The organism is Sanguibacteroides justesenii (genome assembly GCF_003204205.1).
Taxonomy (GTDB): Bacteria; Bacteroidota; Bacteroidia; order Bacteroidales; family Marinifilaceae; genus Gabonibacter; species Gabonibacter massiliensis.
The window spans coordinates 406,845-433,828 of the sequence record NZ_QJPL01000002.1 but is presented as its reverse complement, the minus strand read 5'-3'; the positions used below and the strand labels follow the sequence as shown (position 1 = coordinate 433,828).

Annotated in this window: 23 protein-coding genes and 1 tRNA gene; 2 read left to right on the top strand and 22 right to left on the bottom strand. The window is 41.3% G+C overall.

The features are described from left to right. Window positions 1-79: 79 nt before the first annotated feature. Both DMB45_RS04845 and DMB45_RS04840 read right to left on the bottom strand, forming a co-directional pair. Window positions 80-1,219, bottom strand: a complete 1,140-nt coding sequence (locus tag DMB45_RS04845; protein WP_041505190.1) for a FecR family protein — start codon at window positions 1,217-1,219, stop codon at window positions 80-82. 185 nt (window positions 1,220-1,404) lie between these two features. Continuing rightward, window positions 1,405-1,923: a sigma-70 family RNA polymerase sigma factor gene (locus DMB45_RS04840; RefSeq protein ID WP_041505191.1), complete on the bottom strand. Its 519-nt coding sequence runs from the start codon at window positions 1,921-1,923 to the stop codon at window positions 1,405-1,407. A 485-nt stretch (window positions 1,924-2,408) separates the two neighbouring features. Here DMB45_RS04840 and DMB45_RS04835 point away from each other — a divergent pair. Both DMB45_RS04835 and DMB45_RS04830 read left to right on the top strand, forming a co-directional pair. Continuing rightward, a tRNA-Ala gene (locus DMB45_RS04835) sits at window positions 2,409-2,482 on the top strand. Window positions 2,483-2,596: 114 nt separating this feature from the next. After that, window positions 2,597-3,817 (top strand): tyrosine-type recombinase/integrase, encoded by a 1,221-nt coding sequence (locus DMB45_RS04830; RefSeq protein ID WP_110688510.1) that lies wholly within the window; start codon window positions 2,597-2,599, stop codon window positions 3,815-3,817. A gap of 15 nt (window positions 3,818-3,832) precedes the next feature. Here DMB45_RS04830 and DMB45_RS04825 read toward each other — a convergent pair whose 3' ends face one another. The 20 genes from DMB45_RS04825 to DMB45_RS04725 form a co-directional block, all read right to left on the bottom strand. Then, entirely contained in the window at window positions 3,833-7,129 is a 3,297-nt protein-coding gene (locus DMB45_RS04825; protein WP_110688509.1) for a golvesin C-terminal-like domain-containing protein, read from the bottom strand. 19 nt (window positions 7,130-7,148) lie between these two features. Beyond that, window positions 7,149-7,607, bottom strand: coding sequence for a hypothetical protein (locus DMB45_RS04820; protein ID WP_041503414.1), 459 nt, complete (start codon window positions 7,605-7,607; stop codon window positions 7,149-7,151). A 260-nt stretch (window positions 7,608-7,867) separates the two neighbouring features. Next, complete coding sequence (locus DMB45_RS04815; RefSeq protein WP_041503413.1) at window positions 7,868-8,452, bottom strand: DUF6549 family protein; 585 nt, start codon at window positions 8,450-8,452, stop codon at window positions 7,868-7,870. 1 nt (window position 8,453) lies between these two features. Next, window positions 8,454-8,912, bottom strand: coding sequence for a hypothetical protein (locus DMB45_RS04810; protein WP_052634589.1), 459 nt, complete (start codon window positions 8,910-8,912; stop codon window positions 8,454-8,456). Further along, window positions 8,899-9,354 carry a hypothetical protein gene (locus DMB45_RS04805; RefSeq protein ID WP_041503412.1) on the bottom strand — a complete coding sequence of 152 codons (456 nt, stop codon included), beginning with the start codon at window positions 9,352-9,354 and terminating at the stop codon, window positions 8,899-8,901. The genes DMB45_RS04810 and DMB45_RS04805 overlap by 14 nt, the downstream gene beginning before the upstream one ends. A 522-nt stretch (window positions 9,355-9,876) precedes the next feature. Further along, the gene (locus DMB45_RS04795; protein ID WP_041503411.1) at window positions 9,877-10,281 is read right to left on the bottom strand and encodes a hypothetical protein; all 405 of its coding nucleotides are present in this window, start codon (window positions 10,279-10,281) and stop codon (window positions 9,877-9,879) included. A gap of 11 nt (window positions 10,282-10,292) precedes the next feature. Continuing rightward, window positions 10,293-10,601, bottom strand: a complete 309-nt coding sequence (locus DMB45_RS04790; protein WP_041503410.1) for a hypothetical protein — start codon at window positions 10,599-10,601, stop codon at window positions 10,293-10,295. Window positions 10,602-10,648: 47 nt separating this feature from the next. Beyond that, a complete protein-coding gene (locus DMB45_RS04785; RefSeq protein WP_041503409.1) occupies window positions 10,649-11,278 on the bottom strand; it encodes a hypothetical protein in 630 nt (209 codons plus the stop codon). A 6-nt stretch (window positions 11,279-11,284) separates the two neighbouring features. Further along, window positions 11,285-13,036: a hypothetical protein gene (locus DMB45_RS04780; RefSeq protein ID WP_110688508.1), complete on the bottom strand. Its 1,752-nt coding sequence runs from the start codon at window positions 13,034-13,036 to the stop codon at window positions 11,285-11,287. 1 nt (window position 13,037) lies between these two features. Continuing rightward, a complete protein-coding gene (locus DMB45_RS04775) occupies window positions 13,038-16,211 on the bottom strand; it encodes a hypothetical protein (protein ID WP_110688507.1) in 3,174 nt (1,057 codons plus the stop codon). 52 nt (window positions 16,212-16,263) lie between these two features. Beyond that, on the bottom strand, window positions 16,264-17,760 hold the full coding sequence (locus DMB45_RS04770) for a hypothetical protein (protein WP_041503406.1): 1,497 nt from the start codon (window positions 17,758-17,760) through the stop codon (window positions 16,264-16,266). Then, a complete protein-coding gene (locus DMB45_RS04765) occupies window positions 17,757-21,758 on the bottom strand; it encodes a phage tail tape measure protein (RefSeq protein ID WP_110688506.1) in 4,002 nt (1,333 codons plus the stop codon). Before DMB45_RS04765 ends, DMB45_RS04770 begins: the two co-directional genes overlap by 4 nt. A gap of 258 nt (window positions 21,759-22,016) precedes the next feature. Next, window positions 22,017-22,427 (bottom strand): DUF2442 domain-containing protein, encoded by a 411-nt coding sequence (locus DMB45_RS04760; protein ID WP_041503404.1) that lies wholly within the window; start codon window positions 22,425-22,427, stop codon window positions 22,017-22,019. A 31-nt stretch (window positions 22,428-22,458) separates the two neighbouring features. After that, entirely contained in the window at window positions 22,459-22,695 is a 237-nt protein-coding gene (locus DMB45_RS04755; protein WP_110688505.1) for a DUF4160 domain-containing protein, read from the bottom strand. Window positions 22,696-22,765: 70 nt separating this feature from the next. After that, window positions 22,766-23,293, bottom strand: coding sequence for a hypothetical protein (locus DMB45_RS04750; RefSeq protein ID WP_110688504.1), 528 nt, complete (start codon window positions 23,291-23,293; stop codon window positions 22,766-22,768). Then, window positions 23,274-23,756: a hypothetical protein gene (locus DMB45_RS04745; RefSeq protein WP_110688503.1), complete on the bottom strand. Its 483-nt coding sequence runs from the start codon at window positions 23,754-23,756 to the stop codon at window positions 23,274-23,276. Before DMB45_RS04745 ends, DMB45_RS04750 begins: the two co-directional genes overlap by 20 nt. Next, entirely contained in the window at window positions 23,746-24,519 is a 774-nt protein-coding gene (locus DMB45_RS04740; protein WP_110688502.1) for a hypothetical protein, read from the bottom strand. The genes DMB45_RS04745 and DMB45_RS04740 overlap by 11 nt, the downstream gene beginning before the upstream one ends. Then, window positions 24,516-25,355, bottom strand: coding sequence for a DUF6712 family protein (locus DMB45_RS04735; RefSeq protein ID WP_041503399.1), 840 nt, complete (start codon window positions 25,353-25,355; stop codon window positions 24,516-24,518). Before DMB45_RS04735 ends, DMB45_RS04740 begins: the two co-directional genes overlap by 4 nt. Further along, window positions 25,339-26,679: a hypothetical protein gene (locus DMB45_RS04730; protein ID WP_052634586.1), complete on the bottom strand. Its 1,341-nt coding sequence runs from the start codon at window positions 26,677-26,679 to the stop codon at window positions 25,339-25,341. The genes DMB45_RS04735 and DMB45_RS04730 overlap by 17 nt, the downstream gene beginning before the upstream one ends. Then, window positions 26,676-26,900, bottom strand: a complete 225-nt coding sequence (locus tag DMB45_RS04725; RefSeq protein WP_041503398.1) for a hypothetical protein — start codon at window positions 26,898-26,900, stop codon at window positions 26,676-26,678. The genes DMB45_RS04730 and DMB45_RS04725 overlap by 4 nt, the downstream gene beginning before the upstream one ends. Window positions 26,901-26,984: the final 84 nt, after the last annotated feature.

Below are 26,984 nucleotides of genomic sequence, written 5' to 3'. Positions count from 1 at the left end.
GAATTGGGTTAAACAACATATATAGGTATAACCTATAAAAATCGGGGGATGGTCAGATCTCCCGATTTTTTCGATTACCTCACTTTTTTTTGGATAAAATTTCCACTCGATCTTCCCGATAATTTACCTTCACCTCATTGGTCAACTCCAATACATCGAGAAATTCTCGGATCGATTCGTAACGTTTTAACGAACCGTTCAACGATCTATGGCGCAACACACTATCCACGACGATCTCCATGTCATACCACCGAGCAAGCTTACGCCCCACCCTTTCCAGAGACTCTCCCTCGAACAGGAATTCTCCCGAACGCCAACCGGTATAAATTTCCGTATCTACCTTCTTTACCTGTAAAATGGAATCCGTTTTCTCAAACACGGCCTGCTGACCGGGAGATAACAGAGCTTCTTTATCATCGGCATGGATTCGTACGCTCCCCTCCTCCAACGTCACTTCCACATCCGATTCGTCCGCATAGGCCATAACATTAAAGGCCGTTCCCAAAACCCGGACATCCATATTTCCGGTTTTCACGACAAAGGGAACCTCGGATTTCGTTACTTCAAAGTAAGCCTCCCCCCTCAATTCGACATCCCGTTCGACCGCATTGAAAGAAACCGGATAGGACAACTCACTCGCGGCATTTAACCACACCTTCGTTCCGTCCGACAACTCCACGTAATACTCGCATCCTTTCGGTACCACCAATTTATTTACAATCGGTTCTTCCGTGCCTCGAACCGATGCGCTTCGATAACACAACTTTCCCCCGGCCCTATTTTCAACCACAACTCCTCGTTGCACGATGGTTAAGGAATCGAACAAATCTATTTTCTTGCTCTCCCCGACAAGCAAATAAGGGGTCTTCAATTTCTCGGCTGTCCATAGCTCTCTCTGCTCCGGCTCCCGCTCCTCATTCATCCACAAAACAACAAAAAATCCACAAGCAAGCACAGCAGCCACTTTCACCCCGACCATACTCCACCTTCGTAAACGATTCCTTTTCAACCGATCCTTTATCCGCACGATTGCCCCCACCTCATCGATCTCCCGGAAAATTTCCAGTCCCTTCCGTAACTCATCCGGAGAAAAACGCCATTCCAACTCTTCCCGTAATCCGGCCTCCTCTTCCATCTCCTCCCTCCACTTACTCTCTCCGTTCAACAGACCGCGAGCGATCTTTTGTGCCAAACTGTAATATTTTTTCAAGTTTTGCATATTTTGCTATTTTATATACAAAACGATTATATTCCGATAAGTGACTAAAAGAATTTCAATTTTAACATTCAACATTGAACGATAGCACCCGGGGACGGGGTTAAAGTGCTATCCGTCAAAAATGGATGGCATGAAAGAAATTTTACAGTCGAGAGACTCCGTCATCGAATCTCCGATAGCTATTTTCAAATCATACCTCCGAACACGAAAACAAAAAGATGTTGCGGAATATATTTTTTCAGTAATAAAAGCCCCCGTTGCTTTTGAGCCCGGACGGTACTGGGTTCTACATCCAATTTTTCAGCTATCTCGATACTATTATACTCTAAAAGAACCAAATGCATAACCTTTGCACATTCGCAAGGTAATTGATCGATTGCCTCTTTTACGATGGATAAAGTCTCGGACTCAACAAGAGCTGCCCATATCGAATCGTGAGACGGCTCTTTACCGACTAAAAGCGAATCGGCCTGGTGTTTCTCTACCACTTTTTGATGTTTCAGATAATCCAAACAACGATTTCGAACGGTAATATAAAGAAAAGATTTTAACACACCGGATTTTTCAAAAGGAACTCCTTTCTCAAACAACATTACGAAAACATCCTGAACCACATCCTCTCCCGCCTCTCTATCCTTCAACAAGCGGTACGCAAAATAAGCCAATCCCCGATAGTATTGCTCAAAAATCCACACATAATCCATTGTTCCATTTTTGCCCTTAATACACGCCATCATTAAACTCTTTGGAGCAAATATACAACTTACATTTACAAAAATAAAATATATGACAATTTTGCATCTCAATTACTCTACCATTATACCTGTAAATCATTCATACCAGACCCGATAGCCACGAAAATTCGGGGAAATTTTCTCCAACGATAAAACTCTATCACCTGCATACTCGATCATACCTCAATCTTACCCTCCCCCATTTCCACGAGAAAAGATTATAACACCTGTAACTACGAAAAACAAGAGAAAACACAAACACCATTTAAGGCACTGTAATACAGTAACTATATTTAACCTTTCTTCTTCCGCCAGTAGTATTATTGAAATCTGAAAAATTTGTATTAATCATTGATTGTTGTAGATCAAAACGGAAGCTACGCATTTTTAATAAAAAATTCTTCTCGCCTTAAATTTCATATTTCCGGATTTTTATCTATATTTGCACCGCAAACGGGGAATTAGCTCAGTTGGCTAGAGCGTTTGACTGGCAGTCAAAAGGTCGACGGTTCGATTCCGTTATTCTCCACAATACTCACGTAACAGTCTGACAATCAGACTGTTATATTTTCGAGTGGGATTGTATAATTTTCGAGACCATAATTTTTCTTTTTAAAGTTGGGGAATTTTAAAAGTTAATCTTATGGAAAAGAAAATCGCGACAAAACCCCAATTAAGAAAAACGCCAAAAGGCAGATGGTATATTTATTACTCGGTCCGGAACCCCGAAACGGGAAAACTTGTTCCACAGAAAATTGAAAAAGGATTTTCCGAGGGGACTATAATGCAAAAAAAGAAACATGCCGATAAATTAATCCGGGAAATAACACGAAAATTAAAAGCAGGATGGCTTCCCTGGAAAGATCCGGAATCCGTGTACGAGGATGAAATTAACTATCAGCATGAAAATCAATCTTACAGTAAAAAAAGAAAATCTAACAACACGATCAGAAGATTGTTATCAGACTTCCTGGCAGAGAGAAAACTATCTTTAAAAAAGAAATCTTATCAAACGTATCAATCAAGAATGCGAGTATTTCACGGGTTTATTATAAAAAATAAACTCGATGAAAATGATATAACGGCAATTGACAATAAAGTGATACTAAAATTCTTTCAGGAACTTATAGAAAAAAAACAACTCGATAAACGATCCGTGAATAATTACAAGATTATCTTGTCCATGTTCTTCAATTCCATGATAGAGAAAAAAAGAATTTACAAGTCCCCGGTATACAACATCCCGTTAGGGGAAAAAACAAAAGATAACGCCCCTTCTCCCATTCTTCCCCCTGACCTCGAAGTGCTATTACAAACGATCGAAAAAAAAGATAAACAATTGTATCTTGCATGCTTGATGCAATATTTTTGCGCGATTCGCCCCGGGTTAGAATTACGTACATTACAAGTGAAACACATAAATTTCTGGGCAAAAACGATAACGATAAAAGCATGTTACGCGAAAAACTCGCGTGAGCGAATTATAGCCATTCCTGAACAATTCTACAATATAATTACACGCATGTACAAATTACAAGCTGTAAATCGAGATTATTTCATATTTTCAAGAAACAGGGAACCCGGCACACGGCAAATCGGTATTAATTCGTTACGAGTTAGATTTAACGAGATACGAGACGAATTAGGATTAAGCAAGGATTACAAGCTATACAGCCTTAAGCACACGGGAGCCGGATTCTTACTCGATAAAGGAGAAGTTACAATCAAGGACCTACAAGCGCATTTAGGACACGCGGACATCAATAGTACCTTTCAATACATTCGAAAATACAGGGGGCAGACAAACGAAAAGATCCGGAACAATTTCCCGGATCCTTTCCCAAATTTCGAGAAACAGGCATGAACCCTAATTTATCGCTTAGTCTATTTTTATCCACTTCACCGCGTCAGCCACGATCGCCACGTCTTTTCGTTTTTGGAGGTCTTTGTCGGAAAGTACCACCCTTGCCTCCCCCGCCGGGAAATCATACTCGCCAAGAGAGGCCCAGCCAGGGGAGCCCACGCGCTTGGGTATCGCGATATCCAGATCCACCGCCACTTCCTCTTTCTTATCCCCGTGGAAAACCGTGTAGTGATTAACCACTCCTCCCGGGGGAGCGAACCCGGGAACAAGAAGCTTTTTATACACCTTAGCCACTACCCGGTAACGTCCCGCCCCCGGGAGATTCACCCGCCACGTGGCTGTAGATTTACCCTCTCCACCGCCAATGCAGTAACAGCCCCGGATCGAGTCTCCCTCCGCCTCCATCGTGATCACCTGTTCCCAGCGAGAGGTCTCTCCATCCTGGAAATTCCGCACGCGGGGTGCCTTACGGAACCATTTTTGAAACCACGTCAAATTCCCATCCACCAGCTCGAAACCGGCATCCTGGTCATCCACCACGAGCTCGTTCTCGTTCTCGCTCGCCAGAAATTCTTCTACCGGGATCGTGCGCCATTCCCCGCCAAGTTCCCAGGGTTCTCTACACTCACGGTTCTTCCTCGCGGGAAAACGGAAAAAATTTGGCCGATTCGTCGATAACCAGGTATTCAAGTGAAAAGAGTCCCCCCTCACCACGAACGAGAACGATTTCACCTCCCCAGGCTCTATATAACAGCTGACACGATCTATCTCGGCGACGCTACCGTACTCGATGGAGACCACGCCTCCCGTCTTACCGGCGTTCATGATCTTTCCCTCGAGTTTGGAAAGCCCGGTAACGGGATCGTAAAGCACCACCTCGTCCCTCATTTTAAAATATTGCTCGTGCCTGGTCGCCATCCAATCCTCGACAAGACGATTCATGTCAAATCCCCAGCGAGTCCCCCACCTCTCCAGCAGCGAGTCATAATCCATCTCGCCACGAGCGTGTCGATACAAGCTATCTAAACAATACCGCAATTCCCTCTCGGGAACACGCAACGTCAACCTGATCAAAAGATCCTGCGTCTTCATGTAAAACACCTGGTTCCTGATACCCCTCTCCGAACCCGAGTCCGATAAAAAATCCAGCAAGGTTCGACCGGTGAAATAATCGTGAAACGATTTTTGACCGGCAAAAATCATCCCGGATATACTCTGGCTTTTATTCATAACACGTGTTTGTCCCCCTAACCTTTCAAACACTTTACCCATGAACGGGTATTTTAAAGAGTAAACCCAGGCATTTCTATCAGCGCCAAGTGTTCTCACGGGACTATCCGCCACGTAAGTGACTTTCACTTTTTGCCGGCCGAGGTTCAACAAGGGATGACTCCCCCGCTGCCTGATTACACCGTTAATCAACCGGCTATGCAGGTCATCACATGCTGACAAAAAGTCTTCCCCGGTCTTAACCTTACCGGCCTTCATCACGCCGGTCATGTCCAGGTCGAATCCCCGCTCGTGAAAAAAGACCATTCCCGGTTCTACAAGTCCACCCGAGGATTTCCCCTCGTGAGAGGACAGATGAAAAGAAACCGGCACTTCCGACAAGTAAAGATAAGGCCACCCCGGTTCATACCACGACATCGACAGGAAGTTCCTGTAATCGTACCAGTACACCGGGGGATTTTTACACAACCTGGAGAAAGCATCGCAACTCGTGCCCGAGAAAATCATTTTCAACCTTTCTCCCCACCCGGTCAAATTAACATGGAAACCGAAAGTTTTATCCACCGGCAAGTTATAGTTTTTAACGTTAGCACCGTATAACGAGATACCGTTTAACGGGTTTCGGCTGGTAAAACGAATACCGTTTTTCAGCCGCTCGGGAACGCCCTGCGAGAGAATCGTTTGTTGCGAGGGATTTTCCACGATCAACGTGAAAAGGGTGAAATCCCGGCCCGTCGCTAACGGCATAAAGGGATTCACCGGGGGAATGGCCACCGGGTACCACGTGCATGCGGGGGTTAACAGGAGAAAATTATGCTCGACGAAAGCCCCCCGACGACCCGTCGGGAAAAAACGATCCCCGTGAAAAACGTCCTCGTGTTCCTCGCTCGAAAGGTGCAAGTCACAATAACGGTCATCGATCTTTCCCTCGTACGCCAGCCGCAAGGATAGTGTGTCCCCCGGGGCCAAAGATCGATCGATCAAAACAAATTGCCCGTCACGATCGTGAGACAAGGCGTTATCCCCGGATTTAACCGACAAGACACGCAAACCGGGGTTCAAAAACAAGACGATTCGATTCAAATCCCGTTTCCCGGGGTTATAAACCAGCAGGTCGCTCTCCGCTTTCAACCCCTTGCCCGTTTGACGCAACCGGATATCGTGTCTCCTTACCCGGCAGGTCACCTCCCGCCAGTTACGCTCGAAACTCGAACGGTATTCCGATCGAACCGACCGGTCCCGGTAGTGAGAGTACTCGAGCAAAACGCCACAACCGAGGCCCGCCAAAACGAGCAAGATCCCGCCCGAGGCATGAAGATTCCGGGTACTCGACCGGTTGGGCAAGCGCCTCATGTATTTTACTCCCCACGCCAAAAAGCCCAGGCCGACCAGCGTGTAAATCGAACGATGCAACAAGTAACGGGAAAGATTCACGTGTCCCACCAGCCACGAGAATAAATTGGGAACGCCACTGCCCGTGTAATCGAGAGTCCCGTGCTGGAAGTAAGGCAACCAGAACAAGCTACCGATCAACCACGCCACGGCAAGAGTGATAGCGAGATAACGGGAACCCGTGGCGCTACTTACCCATAAAGAGAATCCAGCCACGAGCAACCACGAGGGAAGGTTCAACGTCAACAGGTAAAACAGGTAATAACCCCAGCCCACCGGGGCAAGACTCGTCAAATTAACCAGAAAGATAGAAAGTAAAATCACCGTCACGTTAACCAGGCCGAAAAGAACGAGGTTACCGGTAACGATCCCCCAGTAGAAAGCCGTGTTACCTGCCGGGCGAGCCTGTAAACTCTCCAGGGCTCCCGGCCTACTTAACCGGCGGGGAATTTCCGCCATCATTACCGCCAGGAACAACGACTGCACAACACTATACAGGTAAGCGTTCACCAAAGGCATGGAGCAAGGCAAGGCCATCATCTTCCAGTTCTCACCGCCCGGCCCCTGCCAGTAAACATGACACGACACGATCCCGACTAACGAGAACAGGGCGAAAAAACGAAAGATCCAGCTCCGGCTTTGTTGTTTTATCTCGTGTATAACCACCGGGAAAATATCACGTGTACTCATGTTTAATTTAAAATTTTATTTATGCCAGTACTAACATTTTAGATCTCCAAACCAAGCTTTTCTCCTGGATACAAACCAGTGATCCCGGGCGAGCATTCTTTTTCGAACCATTCACCCATTGTGCCACCGGCTTCACCACCGTTAATATCACGCAAAGCCTGTATTCAAAACGAAGAATCCCCTCTTCCACAAAATGACACCCAAACCAGTATACTCCTTGATCTTCCATAGTCACCCCTATGTATCCATAAGCGCTTACCACACCTAAGCCCACTAATTCCGGTCCGTTCCCAAAATCGTGATAAAGCGAAACATCATCCATTTCCCCGTCAAAAATACCCGCGAAACTAACATAAAAAGTTTCCCCTTCCGTGCATGTCTGAGTCCGGTAAATCACTTCACCTGAAGCCACGTTCGTTGATATTCCCCCGATCAGGAGAACCAACGTTAATACTACTAGTTGAATTGTTTTTTTCATGATTTTTAATTTTAGAGGTTAGTAAAATGGTTATTTGAATAAATATTATTATAAAAAATAATATTTGTGTAAATATATAATAATTATTTCTTATATCAATGTATTATACATGTATAATATTTATTATCATAACATAATCTATCATAATAATATTATTACAAAAACATGAGAAGTGACAAACGAGAAAGGAGCGTTTATACATTTCCATTGAAAAACGCCCGCTACAATATAATGATCTATAAAGAATAAACGTATTTAAACTACTTTCTCAATTCAATATACCTTGAATAAGTGATCTTACTATAAGGATTCTTGCTAATAACTTCTTGGCGAATTGCTTTCGTTCCCCAACGAATGAATAAAAATTTTCGAGGTACACGATGAACGATCTGTACAAGAGTGTCTCTACTTTCAATCGTCCCGCAAAAGGACTCCCGATCCACACAACCGGAAAGTGTAAGATAATCGTTCCTAAAATCGATACATCTCAGCGTATCCATCCGCCCTGGAATAATACTATCACGAGTAACAGTCTTTATAACATACTTTGTTTCTATTGCCGTCTGACTAACAGATTGCAATCGTCTTACTTTCAAATTTAGGTCCGTAACCTGCTTCTCTAAATCATCGCAATAACGAGTAAACTCCCGGTTTGATAACGTTAGTCTCTCGACGGAAGCGGCGGAAAGGCTATCTTTTGTACGATAATATTCTACATTAGACAATAATGTTCGTTGATTATCGGATAGTCTATTCCGGTCCTCCCGAATTCCATGACAACTCCTTACAGATATTACCAGAGAACCGGTAAGAATAACTATTATAAACAATAGATATTTCGTCATATTAAAAGTAATTTATCTTTTTTCCATTCAAATAATCGTAGATATCTAAATGTATCCAGCTCACGCCTTTTTCCAATCGTATTGGGAAAGGCAACAAATGTACATTAGTGGCTATTATTGTTCGTGCTTCCTCCGCGGTCATTCCTTTAGCCGTAAAGTCAACTCCGGACCCGTTAACGTGCGCAGACAAATACACTTCTCCCTTGCTCGTTTTATCCTCAACAATCTGGCAAATATTACAACGCAGCCCTCGTTGAGAGAAAGAGCCGCCGGAGTCATAATTATTAACATAAATAGGAACTTTCAGTATATCCCGCCGGACAATTAGGAGGGTATGTAATAGCTCCGTGTCTATAAATTGCCAGCTATTATCGCCAAATTTTTTGTGACAATGCGGGCAAACAAGCTCCCGCACGTCAAAGAACTCTTTAAGTTCCTTTATTATTTCACTTCGATTCATTTTTAATTTCTTTGCCCAAATAGTTACTCAATCCCGGAATTTTTTTTGCAAACTCAATGCTCAATACATCGTATAAAAAAGCAATAGTGCGGCTCTGGGGAAACAGCAACTTTATATTTCGCAGCATGTTCACTCCATAAAAATAGAAAACAGAATAAGTAACGAAACTAACACACTGTATCGCACCATCCATATTTCCTTTTTTCTCACCGATAAAAAATATTGCCACAACCAAAACAAAAAATATAGTGGCCTCTTTAACACACTTCCACGCTTTTTTAAATTTAAACTTCTCATCATTTACAAAAATTGCAGCCAATAATCCAAAAAAGAAATTTAGCATAAATACTGTCAACATCGATACTAAATCTCCTGAAATTGGATTAAGATACGCCATCAATCCGGCGATAACACTAACAACTAACGCCTTAAAATTTTCCATTTCACACCTCCTTAAAATCCTATATTTTTCCGTAATACCTAACGAATGCGAAAAACTTTCGTGTCTTTAGGTAAAGAGGATTGTTCTGATTATCGTACGCTTCCATTTCCATTGCCGAACTCCAATAGGCTTTACCGTTAGCTTTTACAAAATCCTTTTTCCTCTTACTAAAAAGGTGGTGGATGAAAGAAACAAGCCACTCCATTAGATATAAAATGTAATAACAAATAATCGGTAACAGGATAAACCATATCGATGCTCCTAAGTATAGCAATACAAATAAAAGCAATGTCCCAAGTATAAAACATTCTAAATACTGCACGACATGAATCGATTCATGTGTCTTTTCTTCATTATTTAACTCTGATTCTTTCGTAAAGACAGAACCGAAGAGCATTATCGTGCTACAAGTAGAAAATAGTAATAACAGCTTCGCTATAAAACTATTATAAAAAATCTTTATTTCCATAGATTTAAATTTTAGAGATACAGAGGTATTTAAATGTACCTCTGTATCTACTTTCATTCTACTATTAACTGCAAAACATTAATCCTATCGAGGCTCAAATCATTTTCTTTAACAAATTCGAGCAACTGTTCTTTGCTAATCTTTTGTAGCTTAACATCTATTTCCTCGTTAAGATGTTTTTCCGCGAAGTCACGGAATTTGTCGTTCCATTCTTTTTCGAGAATTTCATTTTTTTCTCCTTCCTTCAAATCTGCCGGACGAAGCTGATTTGCCGCGAGACGCTGCGCCTCGTTAATCTCGTTAACGTGCTTGTTTAACTCGATCTTCATGTCTAACAAGGCAAAAGCACTTTCTTTACTCAACTTGCTTATCTTGTTACTACTCAAAACCTCGTTCAGGTTCAAAACTTCAAATCTTTTCAACTTTGTCACTCCCTTAATCGTCTTTTCCTTTGCCATAATAATAAGTTTTAGATAGTTATACTTCCGGCTTCTGCTTTCACCTCGATGTCCGTGATCGTGGCTTTTAGTAGATTCGCGCAATCGTTCAGGTAGTTTTCTTCTATATCCGTGTAGCCGAAACGATTAACATTCTTGTTAAAATTTCCGACGTGGCTATCATCGTCCACTTTCCTAAATTCCCCGTTGCCAGAAATAACTACTTTTTGGCTATTAAGAGAGAATATTCCCTTAAGTTTAATCGAGGCATTTTGCGCCTCAACGTTAATGCTAACTGACTCCAAACCATTAACTTTCGTTGTAATTGCTGTTGTTGCCATAATTTTAATTTCTAAGTTGTTAATAATAAATATTCTAACGTTTATAATTATATCACGCCGGTGGCGTACGAAGAGTTTAATACAAGTCTTGCAGCCTCGTCGCTCGGTTCGTCCATGTGCCCGATAAGCATGTAGATAGGCACAGTCGTGGAATCGGGCCAGTTGTAGTTTGTCAGGTCAGAAACGCCCTCGATAGTTTCGATCCCGGATCCTCCAGCACGGACTTCCAGAATTTTTCGACCATCTGCCATCGGGCCGAAAGATAGACCAATAACAAGATCATATAGCAATGAATAATCGAGTTTCGAACGGAGTACAAGAGTTTTTATCTCGCCCCACGGGTTGTTCATAAACTCTTTAACTGAAGACCCGGCAAACTGATTCATCTTCGCTATAACAAGAAAATTATTTACGGTAACCGGATCGCTTTTAAGTGTTCCAGTCAGGTTTGTCCCGATTATTTGCTCTTCTTCTTGCTGCGATATCGTTGACCGGGGATCCCAGTACAACACGAAACTTCTTTTTACCTCTCTTTGCCAAACGAGACGTTTAACGTTATTCGCGTCCGTGGCCCAAATTTCCCGGACTTGTTTTAACACGTTATTCGCATCTGTAATCTTACAATCCTTTAATGTTTTTAGAACATTACTACTATCTGTTATACTAATTCCTGCCATTGCCTATTATGTTAAAAAATACACGGTATTAGCGAGTGTCGTGGAAGGTATAGCGGTAACTACCTCTACTCTTTTGTCGCAACAAAAGTCTGCTGATCCTGCCAAATGTCCGTTGAAATGTGCCGAGTACATTTGCGCGAACGGCCGATCCGCTGAACCTATATAACATGTATTAACAGCCCTCGGTATTAAACCGACATGAATTGTCGTGGCGTTACCTCCCGTGCCAAGGTTTGTTGCATTTAGGTTTGTAACACTAATAGAAGTAGCGGCAAACGCTCCGTTACCGTCCCTGGCCACTACCGTTGACGCCACGTTTCCAGAACTGTACGCTATTCCACCAGACAGGGCAGTAGCTGCTGACCATTTGGCTAATTGCCCCGCGACTCCACCGGAACCAGTAACGGGAGAGGATAAATTATATGCATCCCAGATTTTGTAATTGGTCGCAGTGCCACCTACATTCCGAGCGTGGTATATATCTGTGTTAGTGGATCTAATTAAGACCCCGGGGGTACTTAAATGTCCAAGGACCAGGACATTTGAACCGGGAGCTACGTATGCCATATCTACAATATTTCCTTCTGAACTATAAGACTTAAGTTTTTGTCCATTAGGTATGTAAATACTCTCCGACGTGTAAAGGTTTTTAACTTTTAAATTTGCGTATGAACCGTCTGCCTTACCCGATCCCAGCAAATAATCCGTTATTCCACCCGCACATCCTCGATAATTCAACCACACGCCGGGGAGAGCTGCCGCTTGTGATATAAAGGTAACCTCGTTGCCACTATGCAAGAAATTATTTGACATTCCTTGCATCGCCACATCCCGCCACACACTCAATGTTCCGTTACTCACCCCGGCAACTCTAAGCTCCCCTCCTGTTGATATTGATAGAATACCTCCCGTGTACCAATTCGTACCGCCAGAATCAAATCTTAATAGCATATTACAAGCGTACCCGAACTCCCCATCCATCGAGGCTCCTCCCCTGTATATACCCCCTTGTAAGTTTAATAAACTTGTTGTAACACCCTGAGCAGATCTCGGTATATAACTATTCAAATCCGTCGTGGTAGCTGGACTCGAAAGGTTATATGCATCCCATATCTTGTATTCCGCTGATGCGCCTCTTCTGTGTATAAGATCGGAAGCTACTGAATGTAATACCAAATTGTCACGTTGATCTCCGACAACCACATCATCAGTAGATGAAATATATATTAACGCCTCCTCTCTCCCTGTTGAATTTACTCCTGTGAGACTAACCCCTTTAACGGATAATTTCACTCCTCCATTAGCGTATAATTTACCGGTAAGAGGTTTACCATTCCCTGCCGAAAGAGGCAAATAGTCGTTTAAATCCGTTCGAAGGGTGTCGACAAGGCTTTTCAAAGCCCGGCCCTGGTTAGCACTAAGAGCGTCGACTGTGGAAGTAGAAATTAAGCTATCGACGACTGGGACCGGATCGCCTTTAGCTTTCATTCCAGTATTCTCGTATTTTCCTGTCAGTTCGTTGTAACGATACCAAAAATCGTTTATAATTTTCATCGGGTTGTCCGATAGGGTGTTTAACCGTTCCGCGGCCGCGAGAGCGGCATCGGAAGAAGCTTTTATAAACTCTAACCCGACCCGGACGGTGCGATTTTGCGCGTCGACACCGATCGTGGATAACCCGACTAAACTCGAGACAAGCGGTAAATCACTAATCTTTACCTCTCTTTTTTCTACTTTATCATTTATTAAATTACTCATATCAAAAATCTTTAGAATACACTGAATTATCTTGAGAATCGTAAGTAAAGTCCGAGTGATTAAGTATATACCATTTCAGTGTATTATTATTTCCCAGAACGGCTTTTAACTCGAGTAGCCGTGTAAAATTTAATTTTACGGTTTTCACTGTTTTATCATACCCACCAGAAGGAAAGATAAAGTTATTATCATTCTTAATTTTAATATAAATGTACCCGGACATCCGGCTATCACCTGTATTAAACACGGATGCTCTAACTCCTTGATACTTTACATCGTCAGGAAGCACGTAAGTTTTATACGCGTTGTAAGCAGCTTGCCCGGAAAAATTAAATCCAGTAGAGAAGTCCAGGTTTTCGACAGGATTTTCAGTTTCTATTTTCTTGAAAAGTTCCGATACAGAACCGTAAAAAAAGCCCCCGGAAGTATAGATCATTCCATTTTTATCTATCCTGAAAAAACCATCGTTTATGTTTATGACATCATTATCACTTCCCAAAAAGTCAATCACGGAACCAGACTTATTTTTCATCACTGTATTCCCGTTCAGTTCAATTTTATCCCCTTTAAGCCGTAAAGCCGATGTCCCATCCTTTTCAACAGAGGCATTTATCGACGCGATAACATTGTCCGCTTTCACGGTTAACTCGAGTTCCGCGGTATTATTATTTACTTTTTGCGTGATCTGGGACAATAACGTGCTTGTGGACTGCGTGTAAGCGTCAAAAACCGTTTTGGATACAGTACTTTCTATGCTTGCCTCTACATCCGTTACTCGTTGCGTGATTTGCGATAATAAAGTGCTTGTGCTTTGCTTGTAAGCGTCAAAGACAGTTTTAGACACCGTACTTTCTATACTTGCTTCTACATCCGTTATTCGCTGCGTAATTTGAGATAACAAGGTACTTGTAGACTGGGTATAAGCATCGTACACGGTCTTAGACACTGTATTTTCGATTGCTGCTTCTGTATCGGTCAGCCGGGTTGAAATAGAAACAAGGGTTTCTGATACGTTATTAAATTCGGTCGCCACACTTTTGCCGTTCCGGAGCATGAAATCTCCGATAAGGTAAACATTCGACGAGTACAAACCGAATCCGTTTAGTTTTCCCAACACCGGTGAAACAAGCCCGGAGAGATCTCCCAACTGCACACGAATATTCTCGAAGTTTATCGTCGTGGTGGAAACCCCGTCGAGAACTCTAATATACTTGTTTATACTATCGACATAAATACTTCCTTGTCGGTCCGGATCCGAAACGTTTCCCTGCCGCGCGAGAGTTAAAAATCGGTCCGGATATCCACCGGTGTTAACCATCAAATAGGCTCCGTCTTCCGTTAAAAGATAGTTAGACAACGAGTCCGTTAAGTATGAAAAAAATTCCGGCGCGTTCTCGGCATGGATAAATACATGTTTATCCTCGATTTTTTCAACGGTATAGTAAACAGTTGAAAAACCTGTTTCCAAGCTAAATATACCTCGTAAAATATCACCTTCTTTCCACGGGATTTCTGGAACCTCCTTTTCCTGTTTAAGACTAATTTTATAGCGGTCCATTCCGGTACATTCGATAGTGTCCACGACACCACCACCGGTAAACCAAAATTCATCCGCGACAACGGAAACTTTATTTTTTATAATCTCGGGTACATACAGGTATTCACGCACGTCGAGTCTTGTTACTTCCCCGTATCCTCTACTATCAAACATATAACCTGTACCCAACAATCCAGACGCGTAATTCTCCGAACTACAATACTCTTTTACAGAAATAGAGTTAAACAAAACATCATCTGTTGTGCGTAAAGGCTGATTTATGTAATCTTCAAAGAAGTGATCAGCCCATTTTTCAGCGTTTTCAGCTTCATCCGCGTATCCAGCAAAAATTTTACGATCAAGAAATTTTAAATACAAATCTTCCCGGACAAGTTCTGTTTTTTGCCAATAGTTTGTTAGGTCGATTATTGTCTCTATATTATCAATAGTATACCCTAAAACATACCGAGTTATTGCGTCGACGGAAATTCGACGCCAAGCATTTTCAAAAGCATACTGAACTGGTAATATAAGATCGTCAGCTATCGCAGCAAGAGGAAACTCGGTCAGCCGGGGAGCTAAAAAAAAAAGTTCGTCAACAACGGGAAATTCTAACAGTTCAGGAAGAGATTCCCGGTTCCGAACGATATTATTATATTTTGTCTCTTTAGCGTATCGGAATTCGAACTCGTAAGTATTCAAATTATCCGTTTCAAATTTATTTTCCGATTCTTCTATAAAAATTCGTCGTGCTGAATCCGTCACGTGGAATCGTTGCGGAGAAACAAAAAAATCACGTAGCCACTCGGCGTAATCTTTAGAAGGCAAAAATCCCGTGTTTTGCATGTAGACGCAAGACATATCTATATCGCTATCCGTCGTCTCATCTTTTATCGTGCTTAGATTACCTTCCGTTTTCAAAGAGGAAGAAAATAACCCGGAAAACAAAACCGTATCAATTCCACCGATAGTGTTCTCGAACAAATAAATTTGCTGATTATCATGGAAAGGAGAGAGCACGTAACGTTGTATATAACTTAACCGGTTTCCATCCGGATTTTCTACCCAAACGTCGTAATACAATACTTGTTTGGAAAAATAACCGTTTACGATATCCCAATTAAGATTAAAAGCGTAAAGTTTAGCGGATTCCAAAATAATTGTATGAATCTCGAATGCCTTATCCGAGAAGTAACCTTTTATTTTCAGGTTCCCGGTTTCCTGAGTATAATACGATAAAAATTCCGGCTGATTGGAAATTATAAATTTTTGTTGTGGTTGCCAGGTTAAAAAATTAGTCTTAAAGAAAACGGGGGTTGATTCCAACGCAGAAAATCCTCCTTTCACGACTGTAAAAGTTATAATTTGTGTATCGATTCTCGCCGAAAATGTTTTAACCGCCCTCGTTTGCTCGTAAATAACAGAGTCAAAATCCGGGATGGAGATTTTCAATAATTCATCAATTACCAGCTTCACGGGGATCTCAACTCTCCCGGCAATAGGTTCGTAGTTTTCCCTCAAAATTTCGACAGCATCGCACGTTAAAACAAATTCAACACTTCCGGTTACTTCCGAAAGAATAAAATCCTTAACGTTTCCTGACAAGCTTAGTGATTCCGGTTGCTGTATTATTTTCATGCCTCAATTTTTCAGAAAAGTAATAGACGAACACACGATTATAAAGGACAAACTACAAGGGATATCCACGATATATGAACTCCACGATATTATCTTTGCCAAGTTTTATCTCGACCTCTTTCGTTACATATTTTTGTCCAGCGATTACCACCGCACGACAAAGTATATTCTTAACGCTTCTTATGTACTCGATTTTCCTTTGCACTTTAATCTCGTGCAACATCTGACTTTTCACGAGAAAATTGACCTTATCCCGGTATAAGGTAGAAAGTCCTCTTACCCACGTTAAATTTATAGGGGTAGATCCATCCCATTCCGGCTCGGGAGACATGTACGGCTCCGTGCTTGCCGGCAAACCATTTCTTTTATAATAACCTCGATATACCGCGAGACGGAATTCCGAAACAACACTTTTATCAAAAAGCGGGTCAACGTTCACGTTACTATAATTTATAACCGCGATATTGTTCTGGTTCGCTCCTCGATTAATTCCGTCATGCACGGTATTAACAGGAGTAGAAATGCAATCAATTTGCTTAAAATCACCTTCCCCGACCTCCCATTCAAGCGAACTTTTAATACTATCGAGTGTCGAATCCGAAACGTCTTTATCTTTAAACCTGTAACCCGTTTTATTATCATCATCAAATTTTTTATCAACACCATTCTCGACAAGAATAGAAAAAGGTTCGCCTGTTAAGATGCTATTAAAATTCTCTATCGATATCTCTTTCCGGTTTACATCTACCCAGAAGACAAGATTAAATTTTTTCTCTATATCTGCAAAAAAGTCTTTCACGGGAATATAGGGTAAACAATGCCGGAAATTAAATAATCGGGGCTTACTAACCATCCCTGAACGGTTAACAATAAGAATATCGTTAAATCCCTCGATAGCGTTAAGGCAGTTTTTCCCTATTTTATAGCCGAACCACTTTATTAGTTCTTCAATAACAAACTTTAAACGCATAAACGGGAGATACACGCACGTTTTACCATTCATGACGAATGCAAATTGTTTCGTGTTAATATCATAAGGATTAAATACTTTCTGGAATAATGCCTCGGCAGGCGGTAGCAACGTTGTTTCAGTAAAGTTTTCATCGAGGAGTGGACAGGTAACGTAATTTTTCTCTCCCTGCAAGGATTTGTTCATAGCCATTACCGCCTCGGTCTCGTTCGCGAAATCCTCGGAACCTATATTACAATCACGGACCATTATATTAGTTGCTTTTCGCCAAAACGACATCTTAGCGGTACTGATATACAATTCGACCTCTTTCGATGTTATATCTGTTATTGTCGCGAATCCTCTTAGTAATTCGTAAGGACCAAATAGCACGACAGCTGGCAACTCAGTATCAAAGGAATTTTGAACGATTCGATCGATATTCCCGAATACATTTTTATTCGCCTTTAACGGGATCGTGAACGGGTACGTTACATCGTCGTTGCGATCTTCCAGTAGAGTGTTTTGAAATTTTAAAACCAACTCCACGTCGATTGGCAAGGCTACATCCAAGTCCGAAATTATAACACGTAAATTCATCTTCCTACACTTGTATTTTTATCGTACATGTTCGATTTATCAAACTTCTCTTTGAAGCCTCCGGAACCATACCATTTAAAAATTATTTCTTTGTTCGCGAGAATTTTCATCATCCGTATATTTTCATCCAGTAATTCAATAAATCTCGGATCTGCGGACAACACGGCGGATGAATCAGAAGAATCCACAACCGTTCCTCCCCGGGATCGCCCGGGAACAATCAAGTAACGAGTAAGGTCCAGTTTATCAACATTCCCGCTTCGCTGCGCGGTATCAATAACATCCAGAATCGGTTTCACGGTAGGATTCATCACGGCATCATTACTCACGACAAATTCCCGTCCAGATTCTCCAACAAGAACAGTAGGAGAATCAACAAACCCCCGATTATCCGGGTTATCTTTTGCCCGGAAACGCTTCCCGTCCTGGGATCTTACAACATCTATATAGCCACCCTTTTCCGCGCCGGGAAGGGGAGTAGCGGCGATAGTAGCGATTTGCGCCGCTCCCAAAGCTGTAACAAGAGCAGTTAATGCCATTGTCGTCGCACCGAAATCAAACTTAGGTACATCTGCCCAAATCTTCATTATTGCTAACGCCGTGTTTGTTATAACGTTAACAATCGCCATCTCTTTCTGTCGCTTCGCTTGTTTATTTTCTATTTCGGCTTTTTTAGCATCAAGTTCCGCATCAAGTTCAGAAACCCGAGCATTATATTGTTCTTGACTAATCTGCCCGGCATCTAATTGTTTATCAAGAGTTGCACGTTTCTTTTTCGAACTCTTTTCAAAATCTTTTAATTGTCGTTGTTCAGAGGCAACCATGTAATTATTATATACTCCCCACAAGTTCGTTAAAGCCTGAACGGAAACTCCAATTTCATCAACGCCAAATTTCCCATCACGTAAATTTTGGAATAAAAGGTCCCATTTCTCTGGAGTCATACCTAAAACATCAACGGGGGAGGACTTTAATATTGCAACATCCTTTTTTTCATCACCAATTTTCAATTTCGACAAAGTCTCTTTTGCTTCTAAAATTGCCTTCTCGAGTTTTTTACGTTCGCCAGGGGAAAAAACTTTATCTGCTAAATCAAGATTTACAACATTACTACCATCTAACATCCCTTGCATAAGAGTAATTAATTTTCTGGCATGCTCGGCAGAAAGCTTTAATTCTTCCTCGCGATGTTTCTTTTTCAATTTAGCTTTTTCCGACGTGTTTAAATTCTCCGCGGATAATTCCTCGTTATGCTTTATATGCAGTTCGGACAGCTCGCGAGCGTTAGTATCCTTAAGGTCTTGTATTTCCTTATCTATTGCTTTTTGTCGCTCCTGCATTATTTTTGTTTCTGTCTCGGTCTTTATTTTATAAATATTAGCCTGATGCTCTTTGTAAAGAGCCTGTAATACTAAAGCATCCTTACTTTCCAATTCGATCTCTTTTTTACTGGCGAGACCAGCATCTTTAAGGCGTTTCTCGTAAAGAATATCTTCCTGCTCCAACGCTGTTTTAGCCTCGAATAATACTTTTTCCCGAAACTCCTTTTGGTCTTTTAATCTTTTCTCGTTTTCTTTCTTTAACCGTTCGGTTTTCTTTAACTCCTCGAGGATATCTTTTTCCATTTCATCACGCCAATTGTTATTTTCGATTTTCACTCCAGGTAATAAAATTGGTCCGGAATAATCCGGGGAGGAGGATATATCTATATTATCTTTTAATTTTTTTATTTCTTCTAATCGCGTTTCTAACATACTAACCTCTTCTTCTACTTTACCGACAGCTTTTAACGCGTTGACACGAGCGTCAGGGGAAGAATCAAAACCGTTTATAATTTCATCATTTTTCTTCCGGGAAGCATCTAATCTTGCTTTGGCTTTAACAAGAGCATCCTCTATATCCATTTGTTGTTTCACCAGATCGGTAAATTGTGCTTCTTTTTCTTGCAGCCTAATCCGTTTCTCGAGCTCCGAACGGTATTCCTTTTCCGTTTGTTTTATATCCTGTAAACTGGCGTTATATAGCTTTTGTTTATCTATAACATCGGGTATAATCTCGGCAAGACGATCAACTAATTTTATCCTTTCCTCCGTGCCGGAATTTGTCGTTTTAAGTTTGGTAAATAACATCTCCATTTGCCCGGTTTGTTCCCTTAGCGTATCAGTATATTGCTTATTTATATCGGATAATCGCTTCTGGCTTTCAGTTAAATTATTCGTGTTTTTCACGAGATCGACTATAAAACCAATCGCCAACGCCGCACCAGTAGCGATAAGACCCCATGGCGTTTTGGCAATAGTGGCGTTAGCGGCTTTCATCGCCACGATTTTTTGTTCGATAGCAACAATATGTCTCTTTTCCGCCATTGTGGCAGATCCCGTGAAAATCGTTTGTAATTTCAACGCCGCAATTTGAGCGTTCATTCCTAAAATTTTAGCCTTTCCAACAAGAACGGAATCTTTTCCAATCGCGTTACGAGCCAAATCAAGAGCGTTAAGAATTTTTGTTTTAGCGAGTAAAATCGTAATAGTAACAACAAGAGCACCAAGCGAAATCCCGTAATTATTAGCAATATCAACCAACGCGCCAAATACACGAAGTAAAGACGTCCCGCCACGCGTTAACAATCCGATACCGGGGGTAAGTTTCTCCCCTATCTCGATACGAACCTTTTCCAACTCGTTGAGATATTGTTGCGTTTTAACTTTATTCGTGTCAGTATTCGTTGCTGCCTGCTCTATGGCTTTATTCGTGCCGGAAACAGCTTGCAAATATTCTGCATATTTCGCCCGGCCAGCAACAAGGACCTCTACCATTTTAGCGTGTTCCTTCCCGAAAATATCAACAGACGTTTCACCAGTATTGAAACGATCGATCAATTCATCCAGGGCCACGTTAACATCAAAAATTCCGTCACGGTAACCGATTTGTTTAGCCTTCATCTCGAGCATTACTTTATCGAGACTGTTACCCGCGACCGCCGCTTCTTTAAAATTCGGGGCTGCCGTTTCAATCAACGCGACAAGTTCTTCAAAATTCAACCCCATTAGCTTAGCGGTAGTTCCGGATTTTTCAATTGCCTGCGAAAGGTAATTAATATTTCCTGCCCCGGCCTGGGAACCAGCCGCAAGAACATTTATATATCGACGAGCGTCGGAAGATTCCGCGTTAAACTGGTTAAGAGAATTAGTAAGGGCTTGCGCTGCCGGTTGAATGTCCATCTTTGCCGCCTCGGATAATATAATTGCCTCTACCGTTACCTCATGCAACGCCTCTTTATTTTTAAGTAATTCGGGTCTCTGGCTACCGATCATCGTGTAAGCGTCGAGGATATTCGTGGCCCCCTGGCGAATCCTCACGCCACCCTCGAGGGTTGCGGTAGAAGTATCTTTTGCCTGTTGTTTAAGATATTCAAGTGAATCACCCGTTAGCCCGGTAAGAGCCGAAAGATTTTGAAAACTATCCTCAAAATTATTATAGCTCTGTAAAGATTTACGAGCTTCACCTTGTATTTTAAATAGGGTTGCACCAACTACACCAAGCAAAATATTATGTTGATTTAAGATTCCACTACTTTTACGTAAAACGGAATCAGTACCGGATATCTCCGCCCGTAATTGTTTTTCTTGTGAAGCAAGTTTTCGCTTGATCCCTACAAGCTCATTCCATTCCATCGAGTTCTTCTTTATCGCTTTACCGTTAAGCCGTGAATTAACTGACGAGATCGCTTGCCTTAGCTCCGTCATTGTCGCCCCGGAGAGATTATCCAAAACAGCCTTAACGTTAACAGACTCTTTACGTAATAGCTTCATTCGTGAATCGAGTTTACTCAATTCCCATTCCGTATTTGCAACTTTCTTAGCATCGTTGGCATCGAAAGCCCTTTTTAATTCTAATCGTAAAGCGGCTGACTGTTTAGAAAGATCTTTCAGTTGATCCGATGCCTGACGGCCATCAAGGAGGACTTCTATTTTTGTTTGTTCGGTATTCCTTGCCATAACTGTATTTTTCAGCAAGTTACCAGTCGATCAAAAAATTTGAAAGGACACAAAAAAACCGGGCTAATTGCCCGGGTATCATTAACATTAAACAAGACGTTCAAGAAAGTATGTTTTTTAGCAATTTGTAAATACAAACTAACCCTATCACGCCAATGAAAAGGTACAATAATAACAAGATCCCTCCCGGCACAGAATCTACAATTACCGAAACAGCCACAGACACGCAGGCAATAACAAAAACCATTATATATTTTTTCATACTGCTTTTAATTCTTCCCCCAAATCGTGTAGAGCCTTTATTATTTTTTCCTCACGCTCTTTCGATGGCTTTTTTATCCCGTTAATATAAGCGGACAGGATACTTTGACTTATACCAATCCGACGAGCGATTTTAGAAATATTCAGTTCCGGAATAGATTTAAAAACTCTTCCCAGGCGGTTAACAGGTTCCTCAACTGGGACATCAAATAAAAAACTCTCGAAACTTATGTCCTCGTCCAGTTCCGGCCAATGTATACCCATTGCAGACAATTTATAATTGGCCCTTTGCTCGGCCGTGGCATTAACCAAACGAGGGTACCACTTGAGAGATTGCTTTAAATCTTCTCCACTCTCATTACGGATCCAAATATATTCATCTTTAAACCAAAGTTTTTTTATTTCCATAACCTAAAATTTTACGGAAACAGAACCGGAATTATTCCCCGATAAACTCTTTCCAACGTTCTATAATAATTTCTCTGTTTTCCTCGATTATAGCTTCCGCTATCTTTATGTCCTTATTCTTAATCCCCTTGTTCTCGATCAAAATCACTTCCGGATCGATCTGAAATTTTGCTATCCCGTCCGAGTTTTCAACATGCACGTGAATTGGGCGATGTTCCCGGGACCAGAAAAAGAATCTTAATCCAAACAATATAAATAATGTAGGCATATTCTTAATTTTTATACATACAAATATAGGTAATAAATTTATTACCTACAACTATTTTACAAAGAAAATTTTAAAATGGTTTCCAAGTTTTATGATTATTAGTCCACCGACCCGGCATTGATCGACGACGGGCATAATTACGAGCGTTACGTTTAGATTGCTGCACGGCATAATAAAATCCCTTTTGCGTCTTAGTTCCACCGGAAATTTTATCCAACTCATCGAGGATTGCAACGGATGCTTCACTTGTAAACTTATCTCGCGTGATTTCTTTTAATCTATGCATTTGTGCCCACCAGTAACGAGACAACCATTCTTTACTTGAACGGTTAGACTCAACATTCCCGCTATTACCTTTATAAAAACCCCGACCAACACCCATATCAACAAAGCGACCGTAAAGATTAAAAGACATTGTTATATTATAAATCTCATTACCTTTATCATTAAGGGTTAATCTGCCCCTTTTAAGAGAATCAATAAGGTGTTCCGAGGCAAGACTAAAACCGAGCACGTCGAGACGTTGTAATAATACCTTCATGGTTATATCACTCCACGCCTCGAGCGATTCCACGAAATTACCTCCACTCTGTTTCATCGTATGCAAGACTTACAGGAATATCTATCGTGAACGTGAAGAATAAACCGGCCATTCCACCACAAAAATCACCTGGAACTTCATCGAAAGGAATATTCTCAACATTAAGGTATTGCAAAGACTCGAGCATTTCCGCGTCTCTAATAAGTCTGGACACTATACTTTTGTAGAGTAATCTAACTATATATAAACTACGACCTCGACCATCCATATCCGGCCACTTTCCCAATTTGCTTAACAAAAAAATAGTAACCGGACGTCGTTCAAACCATCCAGCCCCGTCACCCTGAAACAATATCCCGTCTTGATTGTCCAAAACGACAAAAAAAGAAGATGCACGCTTGTAAGATTGTAGAACTTCCTCCATTAATTTTACATCCGAAACCCGACAAAATTCAAAAGAATCTAATGCCTTCAATTCATTTTTAAGCTTTCCAAGATAATCAACAATATCAAATTCCATTGCTATTAAGTTTTTCATTCATTTCCTTAATGTTTCTGGCTTTATCGTTCATGTCACATAGCACTCGCCACACGGGAAGTTTCGCTACTTCCTTTTCTTTAGTTATATCCCCTCCCGTTACAAGGTTATACATCGCGTGCACGTTGTCCCGAAGTGATACCGGTTCCGAATTATTTTCCCCCGCGCGAAATAGATCCGGGCATTCCGAGGCCACACGATTTAAAACGAAGCCAAACCAAAGATATGACGTGTAGCATGTTTCATTAGTCTCTTCTTTAAAACAATCTATCTTAATGTTATCTGGGTCCCAGCTTCGATCAGGGTACATTACAGCACATAATTTTAGTAAAGTAACTCGATCATCCGGTAATTTATTAACCTGATTATAATACACGAGAGCGGATATAAACTCTGAAAAGTTCGCGTCGTGCATTAAAACAGATCGGGCTTTTCTTCCCCCGATCGCCGGCACGGGATTGAACCTATCTCTTTCCCGTAAAAGAAACTCGCAATCTTTACTAAAATAAATGATTTGTCCTAATCGCAATGAAAATTTATTTTTCCCACGTGCAAACAAATAAGATGGGTTATACTTTGTTCCGAAACGCCCCGGGAGAATTTTTAAACCTGCGAGACATATAAACGCTTTAAGTAAAAAAGCCTGTTTTGTTAATCCTTGTAGAAACAAGGAAGAAATAAAAACAAGTTGCGACGGTGTTAGTTTATCCCAACTTCTCGGGATCGTTAAATTTATCGTTTTCATATTCCTCCAAGGATAAAAAACGGGTTACCAGTACTATTTTCAAATTTTTCAGCGTGACGGACTTTATACTCGACACTATTCCCGTATGTCGGGTATTTAGAGACATTTTTATCAAGAAACGTGATTACATCCTCGAGCGAGCGATTAGCGTTAACTGGATCCCCTACTACAAAGTTAGCCAAGACTACTTTCAAAAAATTGATTACAGTTTTATTATCTGACGTGAGATCGCCGTCTCTCTGTTGTTCTACAAGTTCATCTATGTATTCCCGACCAATCCATTTTCCGATGTCGGTATAAGATCGAAGCAAGAGATCAGGTTTTAATTTTAAAAAGTCCGTTCTGGTCCCGTACCAGTTACAAAGTAATTTTAATTCTTTCGCCGTGGTGATTAGACAATCGCTAAGTACTGAAAACGCCTTAGAACCTTTCCAGGCGTCATGATAACTTGTAGTGTCTTCCAAGTACGATATTAAAACTTCTATCTCTTCATCTCTTTCTTTTATCGTTGCCTCTATTAACCTGTTTACACGATCTCGAGACGCGGGAGCAAGATTATCAGAACTCACGACAGCAAAACCATTGGCATTCTGAACAAGATCAAGGAAAGGGATAGCACGTCGGTAAGCATCAAGGCTAATTATTTTCATGCACGTGTCTAAAAGATCACCATGTTTTCCGGGGGTATCATGTATTTCAAGATATAACACGTTACCAAGTACCTCTGTTCTAAGCCACCTTTCAGAAGCTTCAACATAAGTTATCAGGTCTTCCCACGCCGAAGCCACCGCCGTGGGAACATACTTTACAAACTGTTCTTTACTCTGTAATATCATTTTCGTTATTATTTCGTGAAACTTCTTTGGCATCCGTCCCCTGGTCTAAAGTAGTGAGCATGATGTCGGGAATTTCAAAGCTAATATCCCATTTATTCACGTCCGCGACAAGTTGTAAGGGTTCAAGCAACAAGTCCCGCACGGGTTTTTCAATCGCTTGTTTCATGGTAAACAGTTCGCGTTTATCAGATCCCGACTGAGATCCTTTATTTTTGCCAGGGGTAGCCCCATTCAAGTGAGGATGCACCCCCTGCGCGTAACACAAGAAATTTGCCGCTTCCTCTGCATCCTCGATCCAATCTCCTCCCTCTTTTTTCGTGTCAATAACCGTTATCTTAACCATGTGATGCTCGACCCTATTAGGATCAATATAATACCCTGAAAACCAGACTTTATCTCCTGTTTCTAATCCAGAAAGAAAATTTTTTATGCTTTCAATTTCTTTCTTTCGGCGATTTTGTTTTTCCTCCGGATCGGTTATACCTTCACTTTGATAAAGATAATTCCAAAATTCTTTATCAATTTCGACGTGATAGCGAATTTTCATGCCTGAACGCATGTGCGCCTTTTTTACCCGCGGGACCATAACGCTAAGGTCGTACCACCCCGAACGTAAAGTCGACATCCAGTATGCAAACGGGTAATACTTGTTACCCGGGCTCGGAATTTTTACAAGAAAGGCAAATTTCTTACAGTCTCCCTTAACAAATTTTCCCTCTGAATTCGGTAAACGTCCTAATCTTATCATGAGATCTCCCCATGGATCTCGAATATCTAACAAATCAATAATCTCTGGATCTTTACTATTCTCGTTATCATCCCAATTAGCGTACAATACTTTTTCAATTTTCCCCGTTTTGGGATTACACGTCTCGAAACGAATAAACATTGCCTCCTTATGCACGACTTGTACAACGTTAGTCCCCTCTCTATCTAAAATCAACACGATAACGGCAAAATTCCAAAACTTAAGATCCGTGATAGCTTCCCACATCAACGGAACTAACCGGTTCCGCTTAAAAAACGTTTTTATTTTTTCGTCAGTAATCTTATTACCATCCTTATCAAGAACCTTTACCCCACGCCCGTAACAAGTCAAAATATTAAACAGCATGTTAGGGCTCATAACATCACTGTCGAACACTTTGTCCCGGATGAGTAAAGGCAAATTATTATCATTCCCCCACTCCACGTAACCTCTCGATGATCCTTTTATTACAACAGGTTCCTTTGCTTCCTTATCAAAAAGATCCGCCGTCGACGCTTCATTAACTATTGCGGCGATATCGCTACTTACTTCCAAAATAAAAACATTATTATTCATAGCATAACCTCCACCCCGTTAAATTCAAAAATATTCCATGCACGGATAGTTCGTACCTCCTTGGAAATAACGTGCAAAAGATTAAACGTGTTATTTTCCTTGTAACTCGAAGTACACACGACACCATTTGCTTCCACAATATTCCCTTCTTTATCCCAGTATTTAAGATCAACTTCCTTTTTACTCTCGAGAATTAACCTTACGTTATAAATAGATATCATAATATATTTTTATAGCAAGGTAAATAGTAACACGACAAATTGAAAGGACAAGAAAACAATCTCGATTACCATCTAAACGCATCA

What these genes read in the sequence shown, in the direction of transcription:
- DMB45_RS04760 (WP_041503404.1), bottom strand. Translation starts at nt 22,427, where the DNA reads ATGGAAATAAAAAAACTTTGGTTTAAAGATGAATATATTTGGATCCGT.
- DMB45_RS04775 (WP_110688507.1), bottom strand. Translation starts at nt 16,211, where the DNA reads ATGAAAATAATACAGCAACCGGAATCACTAAGCTTGTCAGGAAACGTT.
- DMB45_RS04790 (WP_041503410.1), bottom strand. Translation starts at nt 10,601, where the DNA reads ATGGCAACAACAGCAATTACAACGAAAGTTAATGGTTTGGAGTCAGTT.
- DMB45_RS04785 (WP_041503409.1), bottom strand. Translation starts at nt 11,278, where the DNA reads ATGGCAGGAATTAGTATAACAGATAGTAGTAATGTTCTAAAAACATTA.
- DMB45_RS04830 (WP_110688510.1), top strand. Translation starts at nt 2,597, where the DNA reads ATGGAAAAGAAAATCGCGACAAAACCCCAATTAAGAAAAACGCCAAAA.
- DMB45_RS04795 (WP_041503411.1), bottom strand. Translation starts at nt 10,281, where the DNA reads ATGGCAAAGGAAAAGACGATTAAGGGAGTGACAAAGTTGAAAAGATTT.
- DMB45_RS04725 (WP_041503398.1), bottom strand. Translation starts at nt 26,900, where the DNA reads ATGATATCTATTTATAACGTAAGGTTAATTCTCGAGAGTAAAAAGGAA.
- DMB45_RS04730 (WP_052634586.1), bottom strand. Translation starts at nt 26,679, where the DNA reads ATGAATAATAATGTTTTTATTTTGGAAGTAAGTAGCGATATCGCCGCA.
- DMB45_RS04810 (WP_052634589.1), bottom strand. Translation starts at nt 8,912, where the DNA reads ATGAATCGAAGTGAAATAATAAAGGAACTTAAAGAGTTCTTTGACGTG.
- DMB45_RS04805 (WP_041503412.1), bottom strand. Translation starts at nt 9,354, where the DNA reads ATGGAAAATTTTAAGGCGTTAGTTGTTAGTGTTATCGCCGGATTGATG.
- DMB45_RS04820 (WP_041503414.1), bottom strand. Translation starts at nt 7,607, where the DNA reads ATGAAAAAAACAATTCAACTAGTAGTATTAACGTTGGTTCTCCTGATC.
- DMB45_RS04745 (WP_110688503.1), bottom strand. Translation starts at nt 23,756, where the DNA reads ATGGAATTTGATATTGTTGATTATCTTGGAAAGCTTAAAAATGAATTG.
- DMB45_RS04755 (WP_110688505.1), bottom strand. Translation starts at nt 22,695, where the DNA reads ATGCCTACATTATTTATATTGTTTGGATTAAGATTCTTTTTCTGGTCC.
- DMB45_RS04740 (WP_110688502.1), bottom strand. Translation starts at nt 24,519, where the DNA reads ATGAAAACGATAAATTTAACGATCCCGAGAAGTTGGGATAAACTAACA.
- DMB45_RS04845 (WP_041505190.1), bottom strand. Translation starts at nt 1,219, where the DNA reads ATGCAAAACTTGAAAAAATATTACAGTTTGGCACAAAAGATCGCTCGC.
- DMB45_RS04770 (WP_041503406.1), bottom strand. Translation starts at nt 17,760, where the DNA reads ATGAATTTACGTGTTATAATTTCGGACTTGGATGTAGCCTTGCCAATC.
- DMB45_RS04765 (WP_110688506.1), bottom strand. Translation starts at nt 21,758, where the DNA reads ATGGCAAGGAATACCGAACAAACAAAAATAGAAGTCCTCCTTGATGGC.
- DMB45_RS04825 (WP_110688509.1), bottom strand. Translation starts at nt 7,129, where the DNA reads ATGAGTACACGTGATATTTTCCCGGTGGTTATACACGAGATAAAACAA.
- DMB45_RS04815 (WP_041503413.1), bottom strand. Translation starts at nt 8,452, where the DNA reads ATGACGAAATATCTATTGTTTATAATAGTTATTCTTACCGGTTCTCTG.
- DMB45_RS04735 (WP_041503399.1), bottom strand. Translation starts at nt 25,355, where the DNA reads ATGATATTACAGAGTAAAGAACAGTTTGTAAAGTATGTTCCCACGGCG.
- DMB45_RS04840 (WP_041505191.1), bottom strand. Translation starts at nt 1,923, where the DNA reads ATGGATTATGTGTGGATTTTTGAGCAATACTATCGGGGATTGGCTTAT.
- DMB45_RS04780 (WP_110688508.1), bottom strand. Translation starts at nt 13,036, where the DNA reads ATGAGTAATTTAATAAATGATAAAGTAGAAAAAAGAGAGGTAAAGATT.
- DMB45_RS04750 (WP_110688504.1), bottom strand. Translation starts at nt 23,293, where the DNA reads ATGAAACAGAGTGGAGGTAATTTCGTGGAATCGCTCGAGGCGTGGAGT.